We start from the raw sequence: 18,979 nt of genomic DNA, 5'->3' as shown, positions 1-18,979 counted from the left end.
AACGATTCGCAGCGGTATCTGAAAATCGCGTGCCGCTTCCGTGAAAAAAATAACAGCAGGCGTCCGCAATTCATATTTATTTTGTACCTTTGCAGCGCAAAAGCGCGAAAAGTATTCAAACCATAAATCAAATCATTACCACTATGCAGATTGTAGAGATTCACGCAAGGGAGATCCTCGATTCACGAGGCAATCCGACCATCGAGGTCGAAGTTCGCACCGTATCCGGCGCTTTCGGTCGTGCAGCCGTTCCGAGCGGCGCATCGACGGGCGAGAACGAGGCCCTCGAGCTTCGTGACGGCGACAAGGGCCGCTACCTGGGCAAGGGCGTGCAGAACGCCGTGAAGAACGTCAACGAGGTGATCGCCCCCGCGATCCTGGGCATGAACGTTTCGGACCAGGTCGGCATCGACAAGGCCATGCTTGCGCTCGACGGCACGAAGACCAAGTCGAAGCTGGGCGCCAACGCCATTCTGGGCGTGTCGCTGGCCGTGGCCCGCGCGGCAGCCGACTACTTCGGCATGCCCCTCTACCGCTATATCGGCGGCGCGAACGCCAAGACGCTGCCCGTTCCGATGATGAACATCATCAACGGCGGCTCGCACTCCGACGCTCCGATCGCCTTCCAGGAGTTCATGATCCGTCCCGTGGGCGCTCCCTCGCTCAAGGAGGCCGTACGCATGGGCGCCGAGGTATTCCACAACCTGAAGAAGGTGCTCCACAAGCGCGGCCTTTCGACCGCCGTGGGCGACGAGGGCGGCTTCGCTCCCGCGCTCAACGGCACGGAGGATGCCATCGAGTCGATCATCGAGGCCATCAAGCTGGCCGGCTACAAGCCGGGCCGCAAGTGCGAGGGCGGCGACGTGTCGATCGGCATGGACTGCGCTTCGTCGGAGTTCTACGCCGACGGGGTGTACGACTACACCAAGTTCGAGGGTGAGAAGGGCGCCAAGCGTTCGTCGAAGGAGCAGGTCGAGTACCTCAAGGGTCTGGTGGCCAAATATCCCATCGATTCGATCGAGGACGGCATGTCCGAGAACGACTGGGAGGGCTGGCAGCTGCTGACCGCCGAGCTGGGCGACAAGTGCCAGCTGGTGGGCGACGACCTGTTCGTCACGAACGTCGACTTCCTCAAAAAGGGCATCGAGATGGGCTGCGGCAACTCGATCCTCATCAAGGTGAACCAGATCGGTACGCTGACCGAGACGCTCGACGCCATCGAGATGGCGCACCGCGCCGGCTACACCTCCGTCACGTCGCACCGCTCGGGCGAGACCGAGGACTCGACCATCGCCGACATCGCCGTGGCTACGAACTCGGGCCAGATCAAGACCGGTTCGATGTCGCGTTCGGACCGCATGGCCAAGTACAACCAGCTGCTCCGCATCGAGGAGGAACTGGGCGACGAGGCGATCTACGGCTACACGAAGATCTACCGCAAGTAATTGCAACCGCCGGGCGGTCCCGGTGCCTCATGACCTCTCCGGACGAAGCGATTCGTCCGGAGATTTTTTATGCCTTTAAGTGGGGGAGGCGGCCGCTTCGTGCGGGAGGGAAAACCCCCTCTGCATGCGCCGTTCGGGCCGAAAGATGCGAAAAGCGCGTTAATTCCGCAAAAAAGCGGCGGAAGTCGAATTATTTTACTACCTTTGCTGCGTAAACAACGCAAGTTCATTCCGATCTTTCTCTCCTTTGTCTTTACCCGGAGACTTTCCTTTCCGGTATTTCAACGTTGAAATCGACCTTAACGACTTTCTTTGTTTCGGCAGCGGCCTGCCCACGGGCCGGCATACGGGTATATTGACAAATTTTATTGAATGGCAGGATCACAATCATTCGCAAAGAGAGAGAACGAAAAGAAGAAGCAGGCCAAGCGCCTCGAAAAACAACGCAGCAAGGAAGCCCGCCGGGCCGGGGGAACCTCGTCGTTCGACGAGATGATCGCCTGGGTAGACGCCGACGGCAATCTCACGAGCGTTCCGCCCGAAGAGCGCGAACGCAAACGCGAGGAGATCAAACTGGAAGACATCGCCGTCTCCACGCCCAAGAAGGAGGAGACCGAGGAGGTTCCGATGCGGGGCCGGGTCGAATACTTCAACTCCTCGAAAGGGTACGGTTTCATCAAGGATCTGGATTCCACCGAGAAATATTTTTTCCATGTCACGTTTGCGCCCGAGGGAATTGCCGAGGGGCGGCTGGTGACCTTTTTCATCGAGCGTTCACCCCGCGGGATGCACGCCGTATCGATCGCATTCGCCGATCAGCAGTAAATCGAAGAACATTCATTCCATAAATCGAGAAAAATGAACATTTACGTTTCAAACCTGAATTACGCTACGAAAAACGATAGCTTGCAGGATCTGTTTGCCCAGTTCGGAGGCGTTAGCTCCGCCAACATCATCAACGACCGCGAGACGGGCCGTTCGCGCGGCTTCGGCTTCGTCGAGATGCCGGATGACGAAGAGGGCCAGAAAGCCATCGACGCGCTGAACAACACCGAGTTCGAAGGCAAGCGTCTGACCGTCAACGTGGCCCGCCCCCGTGAGGAGCGCAGCGACCGCGGCTTCGGCGGCGGTTACAACCGCGGTGGCGGCGGCTACAACCGCAACCGCTATTAGTCGGCAAGGGCCGCGAGACGGACGGATGTCTGCCGGACGGCCATGACAAAGGAAAAAAGGGGCTTTCAAGCCCCTTTTTTCATATCCGTTTGAGATTGATTTCACGATCTGCCGCTTGCGACAGGCTACAAAAAAGGTCTTCCTTTGCAGGAAAACCTTCCGGGTGGAAGAAGGGGCTCGAACCCTCGACCTTCGGAACCACAATCCGACGCTCTAACCGACTGAGCTACATCCACCATGTCGGTACGCACTGTCGTACCGGGATGCAAATGTAATACACTTTTTCGGTCCGTGCAAAAAAAACGCCGTAAAAATCTGCATGCGTGACAAAATGACAGGCCGGCCTGTAGCTTTGTCACCCGCAGTCTGCCAAAAAGCGGTTGGCACACCTCTTGATGGATAGGAGGATGCAAACGCAAATCACTAACAACTAATAATACAAGAGCTATGAACGTGAAACCATTATCGGATCGTGTACTGATTCTCCCCAATCCGGCCGAGGAGAAGACCGCCGGGGGGCTGATTATCCCCGACACGGCAAAGGAGAAGCCGCTGGCCGGCAAAGTCGTCGCCGCAGGTCCCGGAACGTCGGAGATCAAGATGGAGGTGAAGGTCGGCGATGAGGTCCTCTACGGCAAGTACGCCGGACAGGAGATTCAGATCGACGGGGTGGATTACCTCATTATGAAACAGTCGGACATTCTGGCAATCATCTAATTCGAAAGAGGTTCTTTTAAGCAAAAATCGCTAAAGCTATGGCAAAGGAGATCAAATATAACGTCGAGGCGCGCGAGCTCCTCAAGGAGGGCGTCGACGCTCTGTCGAACGCCGTGAAGGTAACGCTGGGTCCCAAGGGCCGCAACGTGATCATCGACAAAAAATTCGGTGCGCCGCAGATCACCAAGGACGGTGTGACCGTGGCCAAGGAGGTCGAGTTGGAGGACGCGTTCGCCAACATGGGCGCGCAGATGGTCAAGGAGGTCGCTTCGAAGACCAACGACGATGCCGGCGACGGTACGACGACGGCCACCGTGCTGGCCCAGTCGATCATCGGCGTGGGGCTGAAGAACGTGACGGCCGGGGCGAACCCGATGGACCTGAAGCGCGGTATCGACAAGGCCGTTGCGACGGTGGTCGACTCGCTGCGCGAGCAGAGCCAGGAGGTCGGCTCCGATTTCGCCAAGATCGAGCAGGTGGCCACCATCTCGGCCAACAACGATGAGAATATCGGCAAGCTGATCGCCGAGGCGATGGCCAAAGTCAACAAGGAGGGTGTCATCACCGTCGAGGAGGCGAAGGGAACCGAGACGCACGTCGAGGTGGTCGAGGGCATGCAGTTCGACCGCGGTTACATTTCGGCCTACTTCATCACCGATCCCGAGAAGATGGAGGCGCAGCTCGAAAAGCCCTACATCCTCATTACGGACAAGAAGATTTCGACCATGAAAGAGCTGATGGGCGTTCTGGAGCCGGTGGCTCAGAGCGGCCGTTCGATGCTCATCATCGCCGAGGATGTCGACGGCGAGGCCCTCTCGGCTCTGGTTGTCAACCGCCTGCGCGGCACGCTGAAGATCGCCGCCTGCAAGGCTCCCGGCTTCGGCGACCGCCGCAAGGAGATGCTCGAAGATATCGCCGTGCTGACGGGCGGAACCGTCATTTCGGCCGACAAGGGCATGAAGATCGAGGACGCCACGCTCGAAATGCTCGGCACGGCCGACAAGGTGTCGCTCAACAAGGAGAACACCACGATCGTCGACGGCGCCGGCAAGAAGGAGGCGATCGCCGCCCGCGTGGCGCAGATCCGCGCCGCCATCGAGAAGTCGACCTCCGACTACGACAAGGAGAAGCTGCAGGAGCGGCTGGCCAAGCTCGCCGGCGGTGTGGCCGTGCTCTACGTGGGCGCCGCCACCGAGGTGGAGATGAAGGAGAAGAAGGACCGCGTGGACGACGCGCTGGCCGCCACGCGTGCCGCCGTCGAGGAGGGTATCGTCCCGGGCGGCGGAGTGGCTTACATCCGTGCCACCGATGCGCTCCAGGGCCTCAAGGGGGAGAACGAGGACCAGACGACCGGTATCCAGATCATCCGCCGCGCCATCGAGGAACCGCTGCGTCAGATCGTCTCCAACGCCGGCGGCGAGGGTTCGGTGGTGGTCAACAAGGTGCGCGAGGGCAAGGACGCCTTCGGTTACAACGCCCGCGACGACCGCTACGAGGACCTCTTGAAGGCCGGTATCATCGACCCGACGAAGGTGGCCCGCGTAGCGCTGGAGAACGCAGCTTCGATCGCTTCGATGTTCCTCACGACCGAGTGCGTGCTGGCCGAGAAGAAGTCGGAGCAGCCCGCCATGCCTGCAATGCCCGCAGGCGGGATGGGCGGCATGATGTAATTCTGACCGAATAACTATCGCTTTCTGCCCCGGACGGTTCGCTGTCCGGGGCAGATTTTTTTGGTTCCCTCTGCCCGGACCCCTTTCCTATATACAATCCGTTTCGCCTCCTGCTCAGTCCCCGTTCAATTCCAGCCTCCGCTTAACCCTGACCTTGCCCAACCTGAGCCACCTTGCCCAGCCTCTGCCTCTATTCTACTCTGTCTTTTCCCGGTCTTCTCCCAGCCCCAACCTCCGCTTCCATCGCTGCTGTCCAAATTCACCTCTCAACCCCCGCTCCGCCATAGCCGCCCAAGCACTCCGCCCAGCCGCTGCTCAGTTCCTATTCAGCCCCTCCCCAGTCTCCCTCTCCTTTCCAAACGCTTGTCCGGAGACTTCCGACCTGATATTTCATCCGATTTTACGAGGTCCGGTAATTTTTTCCTTTCTTGGGCGACTATCGGGGTAAAAGCGAAAGGCGGATGGACAGACAACAGAAATTTCTCGAGCTGATCGGACGGTACAAACGCATCATTTACAAGGTGTGTTACCTCTATGCGCCCGACCGCACGCAACTGGACGATTACTTTCAGGAGGTCGTATTGGCCTTGTGGAACGGGTTCGACCGATTTCGGGGAGAGAGTTCGGCGGCGACGTGGGTCTATCGCGTGGCGCTCTACACCTGCATTTCGTTCGTGCGACGGCGGATGCGAAGACCCGCTCTGGTCCGGGTGACGGTCGATCTTGCCTGCGACGACGACCGGGAACTGCGCGAGCAACTCGACGAGCTTTATGCGGCGATCGGCCGCCTCGGTCGGCTGGACCGGGCATTGGTGCTGTTGTGGCTCGAAGAGCGTTCGCAGGAGGAGATCGCCGCCGTCACCGGATTGAAACCGGGAACGGTCGCGGTGCGGATGACCCGTATCCGCGAGAAATTGCGCAAGATGTATAACCGATAAAACCGCAAGGAGTATGGAACTGGAAGATTTGAAACGGAGTTGGGAACGCTTTACCGTCCGGCTCGAACGGGAGGAGGTAGTCCGGCGACAGGAGATGCAGCGGCTGCTTACGGGCAAGGTGCGTTCGCTGTTGCACTACACGCAGCATATGGCGCTGCTGAATGTGCTTGCCGTGCCTGTCTGCGTGGCGATCGGCAGATACCGGGGCGTTCCGGACGGGGTGATTGCCGTCGCGGTTGCCGGTTTTTTGGCGCTCTACCTGCCGTCGCTATGGGGATTGGGACTTCTGATGCGCGCAGCCCGCTGCGAGGACAATATCGTGGAGTTGGAGCGCCGTATGACGCGTTACGACCGGTTCGCGTGGGGGTGTCTGGTCTATCAGCTGACCGGCGTCGTGCTTGGCATAGGGGTGCTGGTTGTCCTGTGGTCCGGGTATTACACCGCGCAGGGGATGTGGTGGACGGTGGCGGCGCTGCTTGCCGCCGCGGCGGTCATCTGCTTCGTAGCGATTCGCTACGAGCGCGAGCGCCTGCGGGAAGTGCGGCAGCGTATACGTGCATTGCGCGAGTTTGAGGCGGAATCGTAACTGTTGCATTGGGGTGCTTTTTCGCCCGCCGGAAAACCCCATGCGGTTTTGAGTTGCATTATCGGCCGCAAACCGCTACCTTTGCCGCGTTAAAAAATCCGCACCATGAAAAAAGGCATTCTGCTCGCCGTCTTCGCATCGATACTCTGGGCCATCGTCAACCCCTTCATCAAACAGGGACTCGGCTATGACTTCACCCCCATGAACTTCGCCGGATTGCGCTTCACGCTCGTGGGCGTCATTCTGCTCCTTTATACGTGGCATCGGGGCATGTGGCAGGAGATCGTCCGCTGCCGGAAGCTCTTCGGCAACCTGATCCTCATCAACATGTTCCTGGGCTACACGGCGTTCTACTTCGGCGTGGACTTCGTCAGCGGGGCCATTTCGTCGATCGTCATGGGGCTGACGCCGCTGATCAACGTGCTGCTTGCCCACCTTTTGGCCAGCAACGACAAACTGAACCGGTACAAGATCGTCAGTCTGGTGGTCAGCCTGGCGGGGCTGCTGCTGATCGTCGGCACGGGCGGCGACGGCGAGCCGCTCGACGGGCGCGGCATCGCGGGCATCGTGCTGCTGCTGGCCTGCATCGTCTTCCAGGGTTATTCGGCCATCTCCGTTTCGGAGGAGAAAGGCAAGGTCGATCCGGTCTTTCTGAACGCCGTGCAGATGTTCTTCGGCGGTCTGCTTATCTACGGCGTGGGCATCGGAGCGGAGGGGTTCCACCCCTTCTGGGCCAAGCCGATGGGGTTCTACGCCAGTCTGGGCGTGCTGATCTTCATCTCGGTCTTCGCGTTCAGCTTCTGGTTCATGGCCCTGCGCGCGGAGGGGACGAAGGTGAGCGACCTGAATATGTGCCGCCTGATCAACCCGATCCTCGGGGCCGTGCTGAGCTGGGCCATGCTGCCCGGCGAATCGCCCGATTTCAGCACCGTGGCGGGGATGGTGATTATCGTCAGCTCGCTGGTGATCTACTTCAAGGGCGAGGAGCTGGTGCGGCGCTTCCGCCGTCCGGCGGCTGCGAAATAGTCCTTGCCGGATAACGGAACGCCCCCGGCGCATTGTGCGCCGGGGGCGTTCGCGTATAAAGGTGCGTCAGAGACCGCCGTCCACGACCCAGCTGCCGTTGGGCGTGTCGTTGCGCAGGGCCAGCATGATCTTCTCCCGTTTACCGTTGCGCAGCAGCAGCTTGCAGGGGATGAACCGCCCGGGATACTCGCCCGACTGCACCGCCTTGCCGATGGCGGTCGGCACGGCTCCGTAGTACTGCTCGTGCAGCAGCTTGCGTCCGTTGGGCCCGTAGAAGTAGAGAGCGTCGTCCAGAACGGTCTCATCCCAGCCGGTCAGGGCGTGGAGGATCAGTTCTCCGGCCTTTTCCACGTCGATGCCCGCCAGGCGCTTCCCCTCGGGCGCTTTCCGCAGGTCGATCCAGGCGATGTCGTCGGGCCGGGCCGTCAGTTCGGCGGCGGACACCGGGCGGTCGTAGGCGATCTTCTCCAGATCGAGCAGCTGCCGCTCGCCGCGGTCGGTGACGGCCCAGATACGGGCGCTCAGCAACCGGCCGTTGTCCGGATCGAAACGGTATTCGCGGCGGGTGTTGCTCTCGAGGATCGAGGTGTTGAGCATGTAGTCGCTCTCGCGGTAGTCGCCCTGCGCCGGACAGGTCACCGTCAGCAGCATGGCGTCGGCGGCCCGGACGATCCGGTAGGTCGCCCCTTGAGTCGTCGTGGCGATCTCCTCCTCACGCAGCAGCAGCGTCCGCGGGTCGATCAGCAGCGCCAGATTGGCCAGCACGTCGGCGTCGGGGTACTGGATGTAGCCGTCGTTGTCGCCGAGCCACTGGTAGATCACCTTGCCGTCGAAGAGCGCCTTGCGTTCGGGTTTTTCGACGCGCCACATCAGCGAGGGGGCGTAGACGACCTGGATCGAATGGGGGACGAAGTTCGCTTCGGGATTCGTGTAGGCGAAGTTTTCCACCGGATAGGTCCGGATGCGCAGCTCCATCTGCAGCGTCTGTGCGCTGCTCATCGAGGCGACGGCCTGCCGGAAGCAGTTGCGGGCGGCGCGGGCGGGGGTATTCAGCCCGACGACGAGCGCCACGGCCACCACGGCGGCGGCCGACAGAGCGCCTGCGGTCAGGCGGAACAGCATCCGGCGGCGCGGGCGGCGGGTAGGAGCGGCAGCAGCGGCCGTTTCGGCTGTCGGAGCGGTTTCGGTCTTGGCGGCTTCGAGGATGCGATCTCGAAGGGTGGCGGGGACCGCGAGGTCGCGGTGCGGGGTGACGGCATGGAGCGCTTCGCGGGCGGCGCGGTATTCGGCGGCGCAGGCGGGGCAGGCGGCGAGGTGCTGTTCCATGCGCTTTTGCTCTTCGGCGGGGAGTTCTCCCGCGAGCATTTCGGTCAGATGATCCTGGAAATAGCGGCAATTCATGGTCATGGTCTTTTAGTGTTGCAAAATCGTGCGGAGTTTGTCGATCCCGTAGCGGAACCGCGATTTCACGGTCGTGACGGGACAGTCGAGGGTTTCGGCGATCGCCGTGAAGCGGAGGCCGGAGAGGGTGTGCAGCCGGATGACCTCGGCCTGCTCCTCGGGCAGGCGTTCGAGCAGCTGCCCGATGCGCTCCGCCTCGGCGGGGAGTTCGTCCTCCTGCTCGGCGGCCGCCTGCTTCGGAAGCGCTTCGGAACGGGGACGGCGGCCCAGGTCGCAGCAGGCGTTGGCCACGCAGCGGTAGAGGTAGGCCCGCGGGTTGTCGATCCGGGCGTCGGCGGCCGCAAAGCGCAGAAAGGCGTCCTGCACGATGTCTTCGGCGTCGGCCCGGGAGCCGGTGCGGAAAGCGGCGTAGCGGAACAGCTCCTCCTGGTAGGCGGTCACCGCCGTTTCGAGGCGGGCCATGCGGTTTGGATCGGGTACTTTCATCGTTTACGGTTTAGAAGCGCGCGTTCGACCATAAGACGCGCAAAACCGGAAAAAGACGTAAAAATTCGGATTTTGCAGCACGATTTTATAAAGAAAGTACGCCCCGGCCGATGCGGGCTGGGGTGCGGAAGTCATGCGTCGGGGATTGTTCAGCGGCCGAGCAGAATCCGGGCCTGCGCCACCGCGGCCTTCGTGACCTCGGAGCCGGAGAGCATCTTGGCGATCTCGGCGATGCGCTCGTCGTCGCTGAGGCGGATGATCCCGGTGTGCCCCTCGCGCTTGTAGACCACGAAGTGCGCTCCGCCCTTGGAGGCGACCTGCGGCAGGTGGGTGATGTCCACGACCTGCATCGTCTGCGAGAGGCGGGCGATGATCTCGCCCATGGCGTCGGCGATGCGGCCCGAGACGCCCGTGTCGATCTCGTCGAAGAGGATCGTCGGCAGCTGCATGCGCTCGGCCAGCAGCGCCTTGAGCGCCAGCATCACGCGCGACAGCTCGCCGCCCGAGGCGATGCGCTCGACGGGTCCGGGCGTGCGGTCGCGGTTGGCCGAGAAGAGGAACTCGACCCCGTCCGAGCCCGTGCGCCCCGGCGTCTCGAGCGGCGTGAGCGCCACACGGAACACCGTGTCGGGCATGCCTAACCGGACGAGCGTCGAGAGGATCTGTTTCTCGAACGCGGGAGCGGCCTCGGCGCGGGCTTCGTGCAGTTTCGCGGCCGTTGCGCCCACCTCCGCCTCGGCCTCGCGGAGGGCGGCTTCCGTTTGGGCGATGCGCTCATCGCCGTGGACGATGGCCGCCAGACGGGCGGCGTATTCGTCGCGCAGGGCGAGCAGTTCCCCCTCGTCGGCCGCGCGGTGTTTCTGCTGGAGGGAGAGCAGCAGGTCGAGCCGCGCAGCGAGCTTGGCCAGCCGCTCGGGATCGGCGTCTAACCGCTCCGAGTCCGCCGTGACGGAGCGGTCGATGTCCTTCAGCTCCTCGACGACGGCGTGGAGCCGGGCTGCATACTCCCCGGCGGCGGGGTAGTGCGCGCCGAGGCGCGTCAGTTCGTTCTCGGCGTTGCGCAGCGTGGTCAGGATGCCCGTTTCGTCGGCATCGAGGGCGTTGCGCAGCGTCAGGAACGCCTCGCCGATGCGGTCGGCGTTTTCCAGTACGGCCAGCTCCTGTTCGATGCGGGCCTGTTCGCCCGCCTGCAACTTGGCGGCTGCCAGCTCTTCGGTCTGGTAGCGCAGCCACTCCTCGTCGCGGCGGCCTGCGGCGGCCTCCTCGCGCAGGGTTGCCAGCTCGCGCCGGAGCGCCTGCATGCGGGCATACTGCGCCGCATAGACCGCGAGCAGCTCCCGGTTCCCGGCCACCGTGTCGAGCGCCGCCGTGCGGAACTCCTCCGAGGAGAGGACAAGATTCTGATGCTGCGAGTGGATGTCCACGAGCCGTTCGCCCAGCTCGCGGAGCTGCTGCAGCTGCACGGGCACGTCGTTGACGAAGGCGCGGCTCTTGCCGGCGGGGGTGATGATGCGCGTGAGGGTGGTTTCGGGGGCGTAGTCCAGATCGTTCGCTTCGAAGAAGGCTTCCAGCCCCAGCCCCCCGAGGTCGAAGACCCCTTCCACGCGGCAGCTGCGTGCCGAATCCTTCATCGCCGAACCGTCGTTCTTGGCCCCGAGCAGCAGCGAGAGCGCTCCTAAGAGGATCGACTTGCCCGCGCCGGTCTCACCCGTGATGATGTTCAGGTGCGGGTCCAGCTCCAGCGAGAGCGAGTCGATAAGCGCGTAGTTTTCAACCGACAGGCGACGTAACATGACGATGCGTTATAAGGGTCCGGTGTTATCTGTTGGGCAGTGTCCTTGCGGTCTTAGGTCCGCCTCAAGCCTCGGGGGCGAGCAGCGCTTCGATGCGGTCGGCGATGCGTGCCGCGACCTCCGTTTTGGAGAGCAGCGGCAGCTCCTCGCGGCCCGTGCGGTCGATCAGGCTGACCTTGTTCGTGTCGCCGCGGAACCCCGCGCCCGCATCGCGCAGCGAGTTGAGGACGATGAAGTCGAAGTTCTTTCGGGCGAGCTTCTCTTCGGCGTGGGCCACTTCGTCGTGGGTCTCCAGCGCGAAGCCCACCAAAAGACGCCTCCCCTTGCGGGCGCCGAGTTCGGCGGCGATGTCGCGCGTGCGCCGCAGGGCGATGGTCAGCTCGCCGTCGCCCTTGCGGAGCTTGCGGTCCGCCGCTGCGACGGGGGTGTAGTCCGCCACGGCGGCGCACATCACCCCGCCGTCCGCCCGCTCGAACGCCTCGGCGGCGGCCTCGAACATCTCCTGCGCCGAGAGTACGTCCACGCGGTCGACCCCTTCGGGAACGGGCAGGGCCGTGCGGCCGCTCACCAGGGTCACCTGCGCACCCCGGCGCGCCAGTTCGCCCGCAATGGCATAGCCCATCTTGCCCGAGGAGTGGTTCGAGATGAACCGCACCGGGTCGATCGGCTCGATGGTCGCGCCCGCCGTTACGACGAAGCGCTTACCTTGCAATGACTTTTTTTTTTCGGATAACAGCTCGCCGACGAATGCGGCGATCGTGTCGGGTTCGGCCATGCGCCCTTTGCCCGTAAGGCCGCTGGCCAGCTCGCCTTCGGCGGGTTCGACGATCCTAACGCCCCGTTCGGCGAGGGTGCGGAGGTTTTGCTGCGTGGCCGGGTGGGCGTACATGTCCAGGTCCATGGCAGGGGCCACCGCCACCGGACAACGCGCCGAGAGGTAGGTGGTCAGCAGCAGGTTGTCGGCCACGCCCGCGGCCATCTTGGCCAGCGTGTTGGCCGTGGCGGGGGCGATCAGGCAGCAGTCGGCCCACTCGCCCAACGAGACATGGGAGTTCCACGCGCCGTTCTCGGGGTCGAAGAACTCGACCAGAATCGGATTCTTCGACAGCGTGGCCATCGTAAGCGGGGTGATGAACTGCTTGGCGAGCGGGGTCATCACCACCCGCACCTCGGCGCCGGCACTCTTCAACAGACGGCAAAGCACCGCTGCCTTGTAGGCGGCAATGCTTCCCGTGATGCCCAGCAAAATGCGGCGTCCCCCCAGGCGGGGGCTTTCAGTCGTGCGCTCCATGGCCGTCGGAGCCTTACTCCTCTTTGGCTTCCGCCTTGTTCTCCTTGTAGAACAGCTCGCCGTCGAGGAACTCTTCGGTGGCGATGATCGTCGGCTTGGGCAGCCGCTCGTAGTAGCGCGAGATTTCGATCTGCTCGCGGTTTTCGAAGGTCTCCTCCATGGTGTCCGTAGGCGACGAGAAGTCGGCGAGCTTGCGGTTCAGCTCGGTCTTCAGCTCGGTCGAGATCTGGTTGGCGCGGCGGGCGATGATGTTGACCGTTTCATAGATGTTGCCGGTCGGCCGGTCCAGGTCCACGAGTTTGCGCGTGACGGTGTTGTTGGGAATGTTCTTCTTGATTTCCATGGTATGGCTTAGATGTTGTTTTCCTTTTTGTTGCGGTCGAGGTAGTCCCTGGCGTGCGCGGCCATGCGGTCCAGCTCCTTGAGGTGCGACGACTCGGGGAACTCCTCCTTGAAGGAGAGGTACGAGTCGAGCATGGCCAGGTAGCGGTCGGTCTGCTTGTCGGCCACGGAGTTGCTGGCGAAGCGGTAGCTCGAATCGACGATCAGGTACATGATCTGCTCGCGGTGGCTGCTCTCGGGGAACTGCTTCAGGGCATTCTTGAGCGCCGTGATGGCCGACTTGTAGCGCCCGATCTTGTAGTAGGTGTAGGCGTTCAGGTAGGCCTTGTCGTGCAGACGCTGCGTCAGCTCCTCGTTGATCTTGTCGAAATTGGCCGTCTGGTCGCTCTCGGGGTAGTGCGAGAGAAACTCGTTGATGGCCATCAGCGCCTGACCGGTCATCGTCTGGTCGCGCGACGGCCCGGGGGCCATGTAGTAGAAGCAGAGGGCGTACATCCCCTCGGCGTCCTCGATGAAGGCGCTGCGGCCGAACTTGCGGCGGAAGTCGTCCAAGAGGGTCGAAGCTGTCTCGTAGTCGCGGTTCTTGAACTTGCAGCGGGCGTTGAAGAACGAGATGCTGTCCTCGCGCGACGAACCGGCGTAGTAGTGCTGCACCCCCTCGAAGAGGGTCGAGGCGCGCGACCACTTCTCCTTCTGGTAATACTCCAGCGCCTTGGTGTAGATCAGGTCGGGCTTGCCGCTGCGGAGCAGGTTGTTCATCCCGGCGCATCCGCCCAGGACGACCGCCAGAAGGGTCGCGCTGAGGGCGTATAAAAAGGATTGCTTCATCGTTAGGTGCTTTAGGCGCTTTATCGCGCAAAGTTACGCATAAAATAACGATTTGCAAAAAAAATTATTGCCCGCAAAAAAGCGTGCGTCAACGCACGCTTCGCTTCAGAAGAAAAATCCGATCGACCCGCCGTAGATCAGATCGCGCGTCACCTCCACGCGCTCCGCGACGCCGTTCGAGGTGAAGGTGTTCCAGAGCCTCGAACGGGGGTAGCCCTGCACCCGAAAATCGAGGAAGAAGTGGCCGATGTTCAGCCCCAGACCGCCCATCAGGGAGATGTCGTCGTTGTTGAACTCCACCTTCAGCAGACCGGGGGCCGTACTGCGCTCCGAGTCGGCCACGCGGAACGACGCGCCGCCGAACAGGCGCACGATCCCGAACTGCAGCCCCAGCTGAACGGGAATCTCCAGCCGTTCGGCCCGCAGCGTCACGCTGCGCCGGGCGGGCCCTTCGACCCGGACGGAGTAGTTGGCGAAGTCGTAGTTGATCTCCGATTGGAGATGCAGGTGCTTCGTGAGGTTGAGCCGCAGCACGAAGCCCGTTTCGAAGCCCACGCGGGTGTTGCCCGGCGAGAAACGGCTGCTGCCGATCTTGACGGGCGTGAAGCGGTAGTCGGCGGCGTTGACGCCGCCGCGCACGCCGACACGGAAGCGTTGGGCCGAAGCCGTGCCGCCCAGAAGCAGCGCGGCGAGCAGGAAGAGTAAAATGTTTTTCATAGTTTGTTTATTTAATCGTATGCTTACATCAGCGGAGAGACGATGCGCAACGCGTCGCCCAGCACCCGCCGCCAGGCGGGCGGCCGCCACGAGGCGCGCGTCACGCGGCTGCTCGCCGAGAGGTCGTCGTCGAAGGCAGCCCACAGCTCGCCGACCACGCGGCGGCTGCGGATGAAGGCCGTGACCTCGAGGTTGTCCGTCAGGCTGCGGTAGTCCATGTTGGCCGTGCCGACCGAGGCCAGCTCACCGTCGATGAGCAGGACCTTGGCGTGCAGAAAACCGTTTTCGTAGCGGTAGAGTTCAACGCCCGCGTCGAGCAGGTCTTCGACGTAGGAGTCCGAAATCAGGTCCGTGAAGGGGGAGTCGCTGCACGTGGGGATCATCACCTCGACCCGCACCCCGCCCCGGGCCGCCAGCCGCAGCGCGTCGAGAATCATCGCGGGCGGCAGGAAGTAGGGCGAGGAGATGCGCACCCGCTCGCGCGCCCGGACGATCGCCGTGGCGAATGCCTCGGCGATCGTCAGCCGCGAGGAGCCTTCGCCCGACCAGGCGAGCTGGATCGGCAGACGCTGCCGCACGGCATGCGGGGCGATGTAGCGGCGCGGGTCGAGGTATTCGCCCCGCACGTGCGCCCAGTCGGCGATGAACAGGCGCTGCAGGTCGGCCACGGCGTCGCCCTCCAGGCGGAGGTGCTCGTCGCGCCACTTGCCCATGTAATCTCCGTCGAGGTAATATTTCGCAATATTTATGCCACCCAGAAAGGCGATCCGGCCGTCCGTAACGACTATTTTGCGGTGGTTGCGGTGGGTGACCCGGCCCGTGAACCAGGGGAAGCGGATCGGTTCGTACGCGGCGGTTTCAACGCCCGCGGCGTGCATGCGGCGCAGCATGCTGCGGCTGAGCCGCCACGATCCTACGGCGTCGTAGATCACGCGCACTTCCAGCCCCGCGTGCGCCTTGCGGATGAGTATCTCGGCGATGGTGCGTCCGATGCGGTCGTCGCGGATGATGTAATACTCCATGTGGATCGACCGCGTGGCCCGCTGCAGGGCGGCGATCAGCGCCGTGAAGGCGTTGTTGCCGTTGTGGAGCAGCTGCAGTCGGTTGCGAGCGGCGGTCAGCGTCCCGCAGCCGCGCGTGACGATCTGCTCGACGGGATCGCCCTCGGCCGGAACCACGTAGTCGGGGCAGCTGCCGCGGCGGCATCCGGCAAGGATGTAGAGCAGCGTTCCGGCCACGGGGAGCAGCAGGATAAGCCCCAGCCAGGCGGCTGCGGAGGAGGGCAGACGCTGCCGGCGCGTTACGACGGGCACGGCGGCCAGGGCCCACACGAGATGGATCACGAGCAGGGTGAGCATAGCCTTCGGGGCGGGACACACTCCGTGCCACGCCGGGCGAAAAAAGATTTGGAAATATCGTTTTAACTTCCTACCTTTGTTCGAGCAACGAAACAGGGTTCTGGCCTTCACCGGTCAGGATTCTTATTTTTTACGTGTTTTTATTATGGGAAAAGAGATTATCTATCTGACGGCGGAGGGTTACAAAAAACTCAAGGACGAACTCGACCACATGCGTTCCGTCGAGCGTCCTGCGATCTCGGCGGCCATCGCCGAGGCGCGCGACAAGGGTGACCTTTCGGAGAACGCGGAGTACGACGCGGCCCGCGAGGCGCAGGGTCTGCTGGAGATGCGTATCGCCAAGCTGGAGGATACGGTGGCCCATGCGCGCGTGATCGACGAGACGAAGATCGACAAGAGCAAGGTGCAGATCCTGAGCAAGGTGACGCTGATGAACCACAACACCCACAAGCAGATGGTCTACACGATCGTCGCTGAGCACGAGGCCAACCTGCGCGAAGGCAAGCTGGCCATCGGCACGCCGATCGCCAAGGCGCTGCTGGGCCACCGAAAGGGCGACCGGGTGGACGTGGAGGTTCCCGCCGGGACGATCCACTTCGAAATCCTCGACATCAGCATCTGACCGCGGCCCGCGCCGGGGCGGACGGAAAGGCCTCCCCGATTCGAGGCAGGCGTCGGACATACATACCCGCAACCGGGTAATCGGGCAGGACCGCATCGCGCGGCCCTGTTTTTTCGTGCCTTAGCGCCGATGGGCCGCTTACTGCACATACCAACGCCTTTACGCCTGCCTGTTGCTGATTCTGCTCGCGGCGCAGACGGGGCATATTTGCCGGAGGATCACTCCTCTTTTGCCGCGTTCTGCGGCGACCCGGTTCCCGGACAACGGTGCGGGCGAACGAATTGTCATGCGTGGTGCGGTTGTGCCAACGTCCCGGTTCTGCGACCTGACCCTGCAGCTCAACGGCGGGGTGCAGACTCTCTTCGATGCCTGCCAGCGATTTCGACCAGGGACCCCACCGCGATTCCGGCTACGTCAACGGTCCCCTGCTGCCGCACAGTTGGGAGCGCAGGTGTCGTTTTCGACGGCCTTTGCAGGAAGCGAAAAGAGGCTGTCCCGTTGCAGGGACAGCCTCTTTTCGGGGTTGCGGCGGATCGCTCGATCTCGTACAGCAGGTCGTCTGCACAGCGGCCGCCGAAGCGGGCGACCTTCTGCTTGGCAGCCGGTTTTGCGCCGCGATGCCGTCAGTTGCGCAAGGCTTTTCGGTGTTTGGTGACGACTAATTCGGGCGCATCGGTGCGCAGCGTGGGTGTCTGCCTGTCAGCCGGAGCGGGCAGAACGGCTGCCGGTGCGGCTGCCGACTGGCTCTCGTCCGAGATGTCGAACGTGCCTTCGAACTTCGCCGTCATGGTGTGCGGTTCTTCGAGGTTGTCGTCGGTCAGGACGTATTCGATGGTATAAATCGTTTTACCTGCTTCGCCTTCCTTCTCTCGGATTACGATGTCTCCGGTCAGGGCCGGCGCGAAAGCGACCGCTTTACCGGCTGCATTGGTTTCATAGTAACCCCAGGTTCCGATCATCGCCGCACCGCCCGTGACGAGTTGGATGTCGCCCGGGATGTAGGTGAAGGGACTCATCTTGAGCGGGATCAATATTTCCGACGGTTTGTAGGTCCCGGCGATGCGGCCCATGTCGCCGACCGGGGCCAGCAACTCCAGCTGGAATCCCTGGCGCGATTCGGGGTCCTGGGCGAAAATATGGTAGAAATGGGTCGAGGGATTTTTGGACGTGCCTTCGAACGTTACGTCGGCCGAAGTGGTTTTGTCCAGGTTGAGGACCTTGTCTTCGTAGATGCGCGATTGTACCTGGCGTTCGGGCTCCTGGGCTTCGTTGACGATGTCTATATTTCCGGTGTACGTGCCTTTGACCGAGACGCCTTCCCGCGTTTTGAGGTCGGCCGTAATCGTGTAGGTTTCATCGTTGTTGAGCGTCACTTCCACCCGACCGCCCTCGGCCAGGAAGCCGTAGAATACCTTATCGGTGGCGGCGTCCAGATGGCGCAGGTAGGAGCCGTAGGGGAAGTAGCCGTAGCCCGAATCCCACAAGTTTCCGGTCCCGATACCCACGGCGACGGGTACGTAGCCGTCCGTCATGTTGTAAGTCCCCGCAGGCATCTTGAGCTTGCTTTCGCCGGGGTAATACCCCTGATGTTCGGTGTAGAGTTCCAGACGCAGCACATTGCCTTCGTCGAGCGTCCCGTCGGGCAGCGGAGTAGGGTCGTCGAACAGGTCGATCACGTAGACGTCGATCGGACTGCTGTATGCGGGGATGCCGAGGTATTTGATGTCTGCGCCCAGGAACGTCGTTTGGATCGCCTCGGTCAGGCGCGGAAAGTCTCCCTCGGGGTCGGGATTATCCGAACTCTTGAAGGTCACATCGCCCTCGTAAACGAATTTAAGCGTTCCCAGCGGTTCCGACTTGCCGGAACGGACCATTTCGAATTCGGCCGTGATCCGGTAACCCTTGCCCGTATGCTCGACTTTGACCGATCCGCTCGTAGCGTCCGCATAATCGATCTCTTTGCCGAAATACCACAGACCGTAGGTGTATTTCTGGTAGGCCGAGCCGGCCTGCTGGTTGTCCGCGACGGTGTAGGTTCCTTCCGGAAGCGTGACGGACTGTGCGGATGCCTCGCCGGGCGCGGTATAGAGGTCCAGGTAGAGCAGGCGGCTTTCGGCGTCGGACGGAATCCAGGTGCTTCCCTCCGACGTCGTATAGATTTCGACCTTTCCGCAGTAAAGCCCCAGGTAGTAATTGTCGGCGGTCTCCCCTTTCGAGAAGAAGGTCTTTTCCGCAACCGATTGGGTAAGCGTGATGACCGGATCGGGCGTCGGTTCGGGGGTGGGATTCGGATCGGTTCCCGGCTCGTTGTTGTCGTCGCTGCATCCGCAGGAGCAGCCCAGCATAACGGCGGTAGCGAGAATAGCCGTCAATTGTTTGAAGTAGGAGACTTTTCGCATAAAACTGAGTATTAGAGCCTGCATCGTGCAGGTGGTTGTCCTGGGTGAAGCTGCCCTGATAAAGTGCGACAAGGACGGGCTTGTCTGTATCGCGCTTCCGGTCGCTGTGAGCGGAAGCCGACCGTTGTTGCTTACTGTCGCAAGCCGACCGTTCCCGGGGCCTATCCGCCGGAACATGTCGCTGGCC

18 protein-coding genes and 1 tRNA gene are annotated in these 18,979 nt (G+C 62.3%); 9 read left to right on the top strand and 10 right to left on the bottom strand.

The window, feature by feature from the left end; genetic code table 11:
- Positions 1 to 143 precede the first annotated feature (143 nt).
- The 3 genes from eno (at position 144) to ACMO9O_RS02280 (ending at position 2,618) form a co-directional block, all read left to right on the top strand.
- Entirely contained in the window at positions 144 to 1,445 is a 1,302-nt protein-coding gene (gene eno / locus ACMO9O_RS02290) for a phosphopyruvate hydratase (protein WP_418982002.1), read from the top strand.
- A gap of 372 nt (positions 1,446 to 1,817) precedes the next feature.
- On the top strand, positions 1,818 to 2,270 hold the full coding sequence (locus ACMO9O_RS02285) for a cold-shock protein (RefSeq protein ID WP_418982001.1): 453 nt from the start codon (positions 1,818 to 1,820) through the stop codon (positions 2,268 to 2,270).
- Positions 2,271 to 2,303: 33 nt separating this feature from the next.
- A complete protein-coding gene (locus tag ACMO9O_RS02280; RefSeq protein ID WP_418982000.1) occupies positions 2,304 to 2,618 on the top strand; it encodes an RNA recognition motif domain-containing protein in 315 nt (104 codons plus the stop codon).
- Between the two features lie 161 nt (positions 2,619 to 2,779).
- Here the strand turns inward: ACMO9O_RS02280 and ACMO9O_RS02275 are convergent.
- A tRNA-His gene (locus ACMO9O_RS02275) sits at positions 2,780 to 2,855 on the bottom strand.
- A gap of 210 nt (positions 2,856 to 3,065) precedes the next feature.
- On the opposite strand from ACMO9O_RS02275, the gene ACMO9O_RS02270 reads away from it, so the two are divergent.
- The 5 genes from ACMO9O_RS02270 (at position 3,066) to ACMO9O_RS02250 (ending at position 7,555) form a co-directional block, all read left to right on the top strand.
- Positions 3,066 to 3,335 carry a co-chaperone GroES gene (locus tag ACMO9O_RS02270; protein WP_418981999.1) on the top strand — a complete coding sequence of 90 codons (270 nt, stop codon included), beginning with the start codon at positions 3,066 to 3,068 and terminating at the stop codon, positions 3,333 to 3,335.
- Positions 3,336 to 3,373: 38 nt separating this feature from the next.
- Positions 3,374 to 5,005, top strand: coding sequence for a chaperonin GroEL (gene groL, locus ACMO9O_RS02265; protein ID WP_418981998.1), 1,632 nt, complete (start codon positions 3,374 to 3,376; stop codon positions 5,003 to 5,005).
- Between the two features lie 461 nt (positions 5,006 to 5,466).
- Entirely contained in the window at positions 5,467 to 5,943 is a 477-nt protein-coding gene (locus ACMO9O_RS02260) for an RNA polymerase sigma factor (RefSeq protein ID WP_418981997.1), read from the top strand.
- 28 nt (positions 5,944 to 5,971) lie between these two features.
- The gene (locus ACMO9O_RS02255; RefSeq protein WP_418981996.1) at positions 5,972 to 6,529 is read left to right on the top strand and encodes a hypothetical protein; all 558 of its coding nucleotides are present in this window, start codon (positions 5,972 to 5,974) and stop codon (positions 6,527 to 6,529) included.
- A gap of 105 nt (positions 6,530 to 6,634) precedes the next feature.
- Entirely contained in the window at positions 6,635 to 7,555 is a 921-nt protein-coding gene (locus tag ACMO9O_RS02250) for a DMT family transporter (RefSeq protein WP_418981995.1), read from the top strand.
- Positions 7,556 to 7,621: 66 nt separating this feature from the next.
- Here ACMO9O_RS02250 and ACMO9O_RS02245 read toward each other — a convergent pair whose 3' ends face one another.
- From ACMO9O_RS02245 to cls, 8 genes are all read right to left on the bottom strand, one after another.
- Positions 7,622 to 8,956, bottom strand: coding sequence for an anti-sigma factor family protein (locus ACMO9O_RS02245; RefSeq protein WP_418981994.1), 1,335 nt, complete (start codon positions 8,954 to 8,956; stop codon positions 7,622 to 7,624).
- A gap of 12 nt (positions 8,957 to 8,968) precedes the next feature.
- Positions 8,969 to 9,442 (bottom strand): RNA polymerase sigma factor, encoded by a 474-nt coding sequence (locus tag ACMO9O_RS02240; protein WP_418981993.1) that lies wholly within the window; start codon positions 9,440 to 9,442, stop codon positions 8,969 to 8,971.
- A gap of 149 nt (positions 9,443 to 9,591) precedes the next feature.
- On the bottom strand, positions 9,592 to 11,235 hold the full coding sequence (recN, locus tag ACMO9O_RS02235; RefSeq protein WP_418981992.1) for a DNA repair protein RecN: 1,644 nt from the start codon (positions 11,233 to 11,235) through the stop codon (positions 9,592 to 9,594).
- 64 nt (positions 11,236 to 11,299) lie between these two features.
- A complete protein-coding gene (gene coaBC / locus ACMO9O_RS02230; protein WP_418981991.1) occupies positions 11,300 to 12,526 on the bottom strand; it encodes a bifunctional phosphopantothenoylcysteine decarboxylase/phosphopantothenate--cysteine ligase CoaBC in 1,227 nt (408 codons plus the stop codon).
- A 13-nt stretch (positions 12,527 to 12,539) separates the two neighbouring features.
- Positions 12,540 to 12,869 carry a DNA-directed RNA polymerase subunit omega gene (locus ACMO9O_RS02225; RefSeq protein ID WP_418981990.1) on the bottom strand — a complete coding sequence of 110 codons (330 nt, stop codon included), beginning with the start codon at positions 12,867 to 12,869 and terminating at the stop codon, positions 12,540 to 12,542.
- A gap of 8 nt (positions 12,870 to 12,877) precedes the next feature.
- Positions 12,878 to 13,696 (bottom strand): outer membrane protein assembly factor BamD, encoded by an 819-nt coding sequence (locus ACMO9O_RS02220; RefSeq protein WP_418981989.1) that lies wholly within the window; start codon positions 13,694 to 13,696, stop codon positions 12,878 to 12,880.
- A gap of 105 nt (positions 13,697 to 13,801) precedes the next feature.
- The gene (locus ACMO9O_RS02215; protein ID WP_418981988.1) at positions 13,802 to 14,413 is read right to left on the bottom strand and encodes a porin family protein; all 612 of its coding nucleotides are present in this window, start codon (positions 14,411 to 14,413) and stop codon (positions 13,802 to 13,804) included.
- A gap of 23 nt (positions 14,414 to 14,436) precedes the next feature.
- Complete coding sequence (gene cls, locus ACMO9O_RS02210; RefSeq protein ID WP_418981987.1) at positions 14,437 to 15,771, bottom strand: cardiolipin synthase; 1,335 nt, start codon at positions 15,769 to 15,771, stop codon at positions 14,437 to 14,439.
- Between the two features lie 145 nt (positions 15,772 to 15,916).
- Here cls and greA point away from each other — a divergent pair, with 145 nt between their 5' ends.
- On the top strand, positions 15,917 to 16,393 hold the full coding sequence (gene greA, locus ACMO9O_RS02205) for a transcription elongation factor GreA (protein ID WP_418981986.1): 477 nt from the start codon (positions 15,917 to 15,919) through the stop codon (positions 16,391 to 16,393).
- A gap of 623 nt (positions 16,394 to 17,016) precedes the next feature.
- On the opposite strand, the gene ACMO9O_RS02200 is transcribed toward greA, so the two are convergent.
- On the bottom strand, positions 17,017 to 18,792 hold the full coding sequence (locus tag ACMO9O_RS02200; RefSeq protein WP_418981985.1) for a hypothetical protein: 1,776 nt from the start codon (positions 18,790 to 18,792) through the stop codon (positions 17,017 to 17,019).
- Positions 18,793 to 18,979 lie beyond the last annotated feature (187 nt).

This window comes from Alistipes sp. (assembly GCF_048465635.1).
Lineage (GTDB): Bacteria > Bacteroidota > Bacteroidia > Bacteroidales > Rikenellaceae > Alistipes.
Note: the sequence above shows the minus strand (reverse complement) of the source record. Positions and strands in the feature narration are given on the sequence as shown.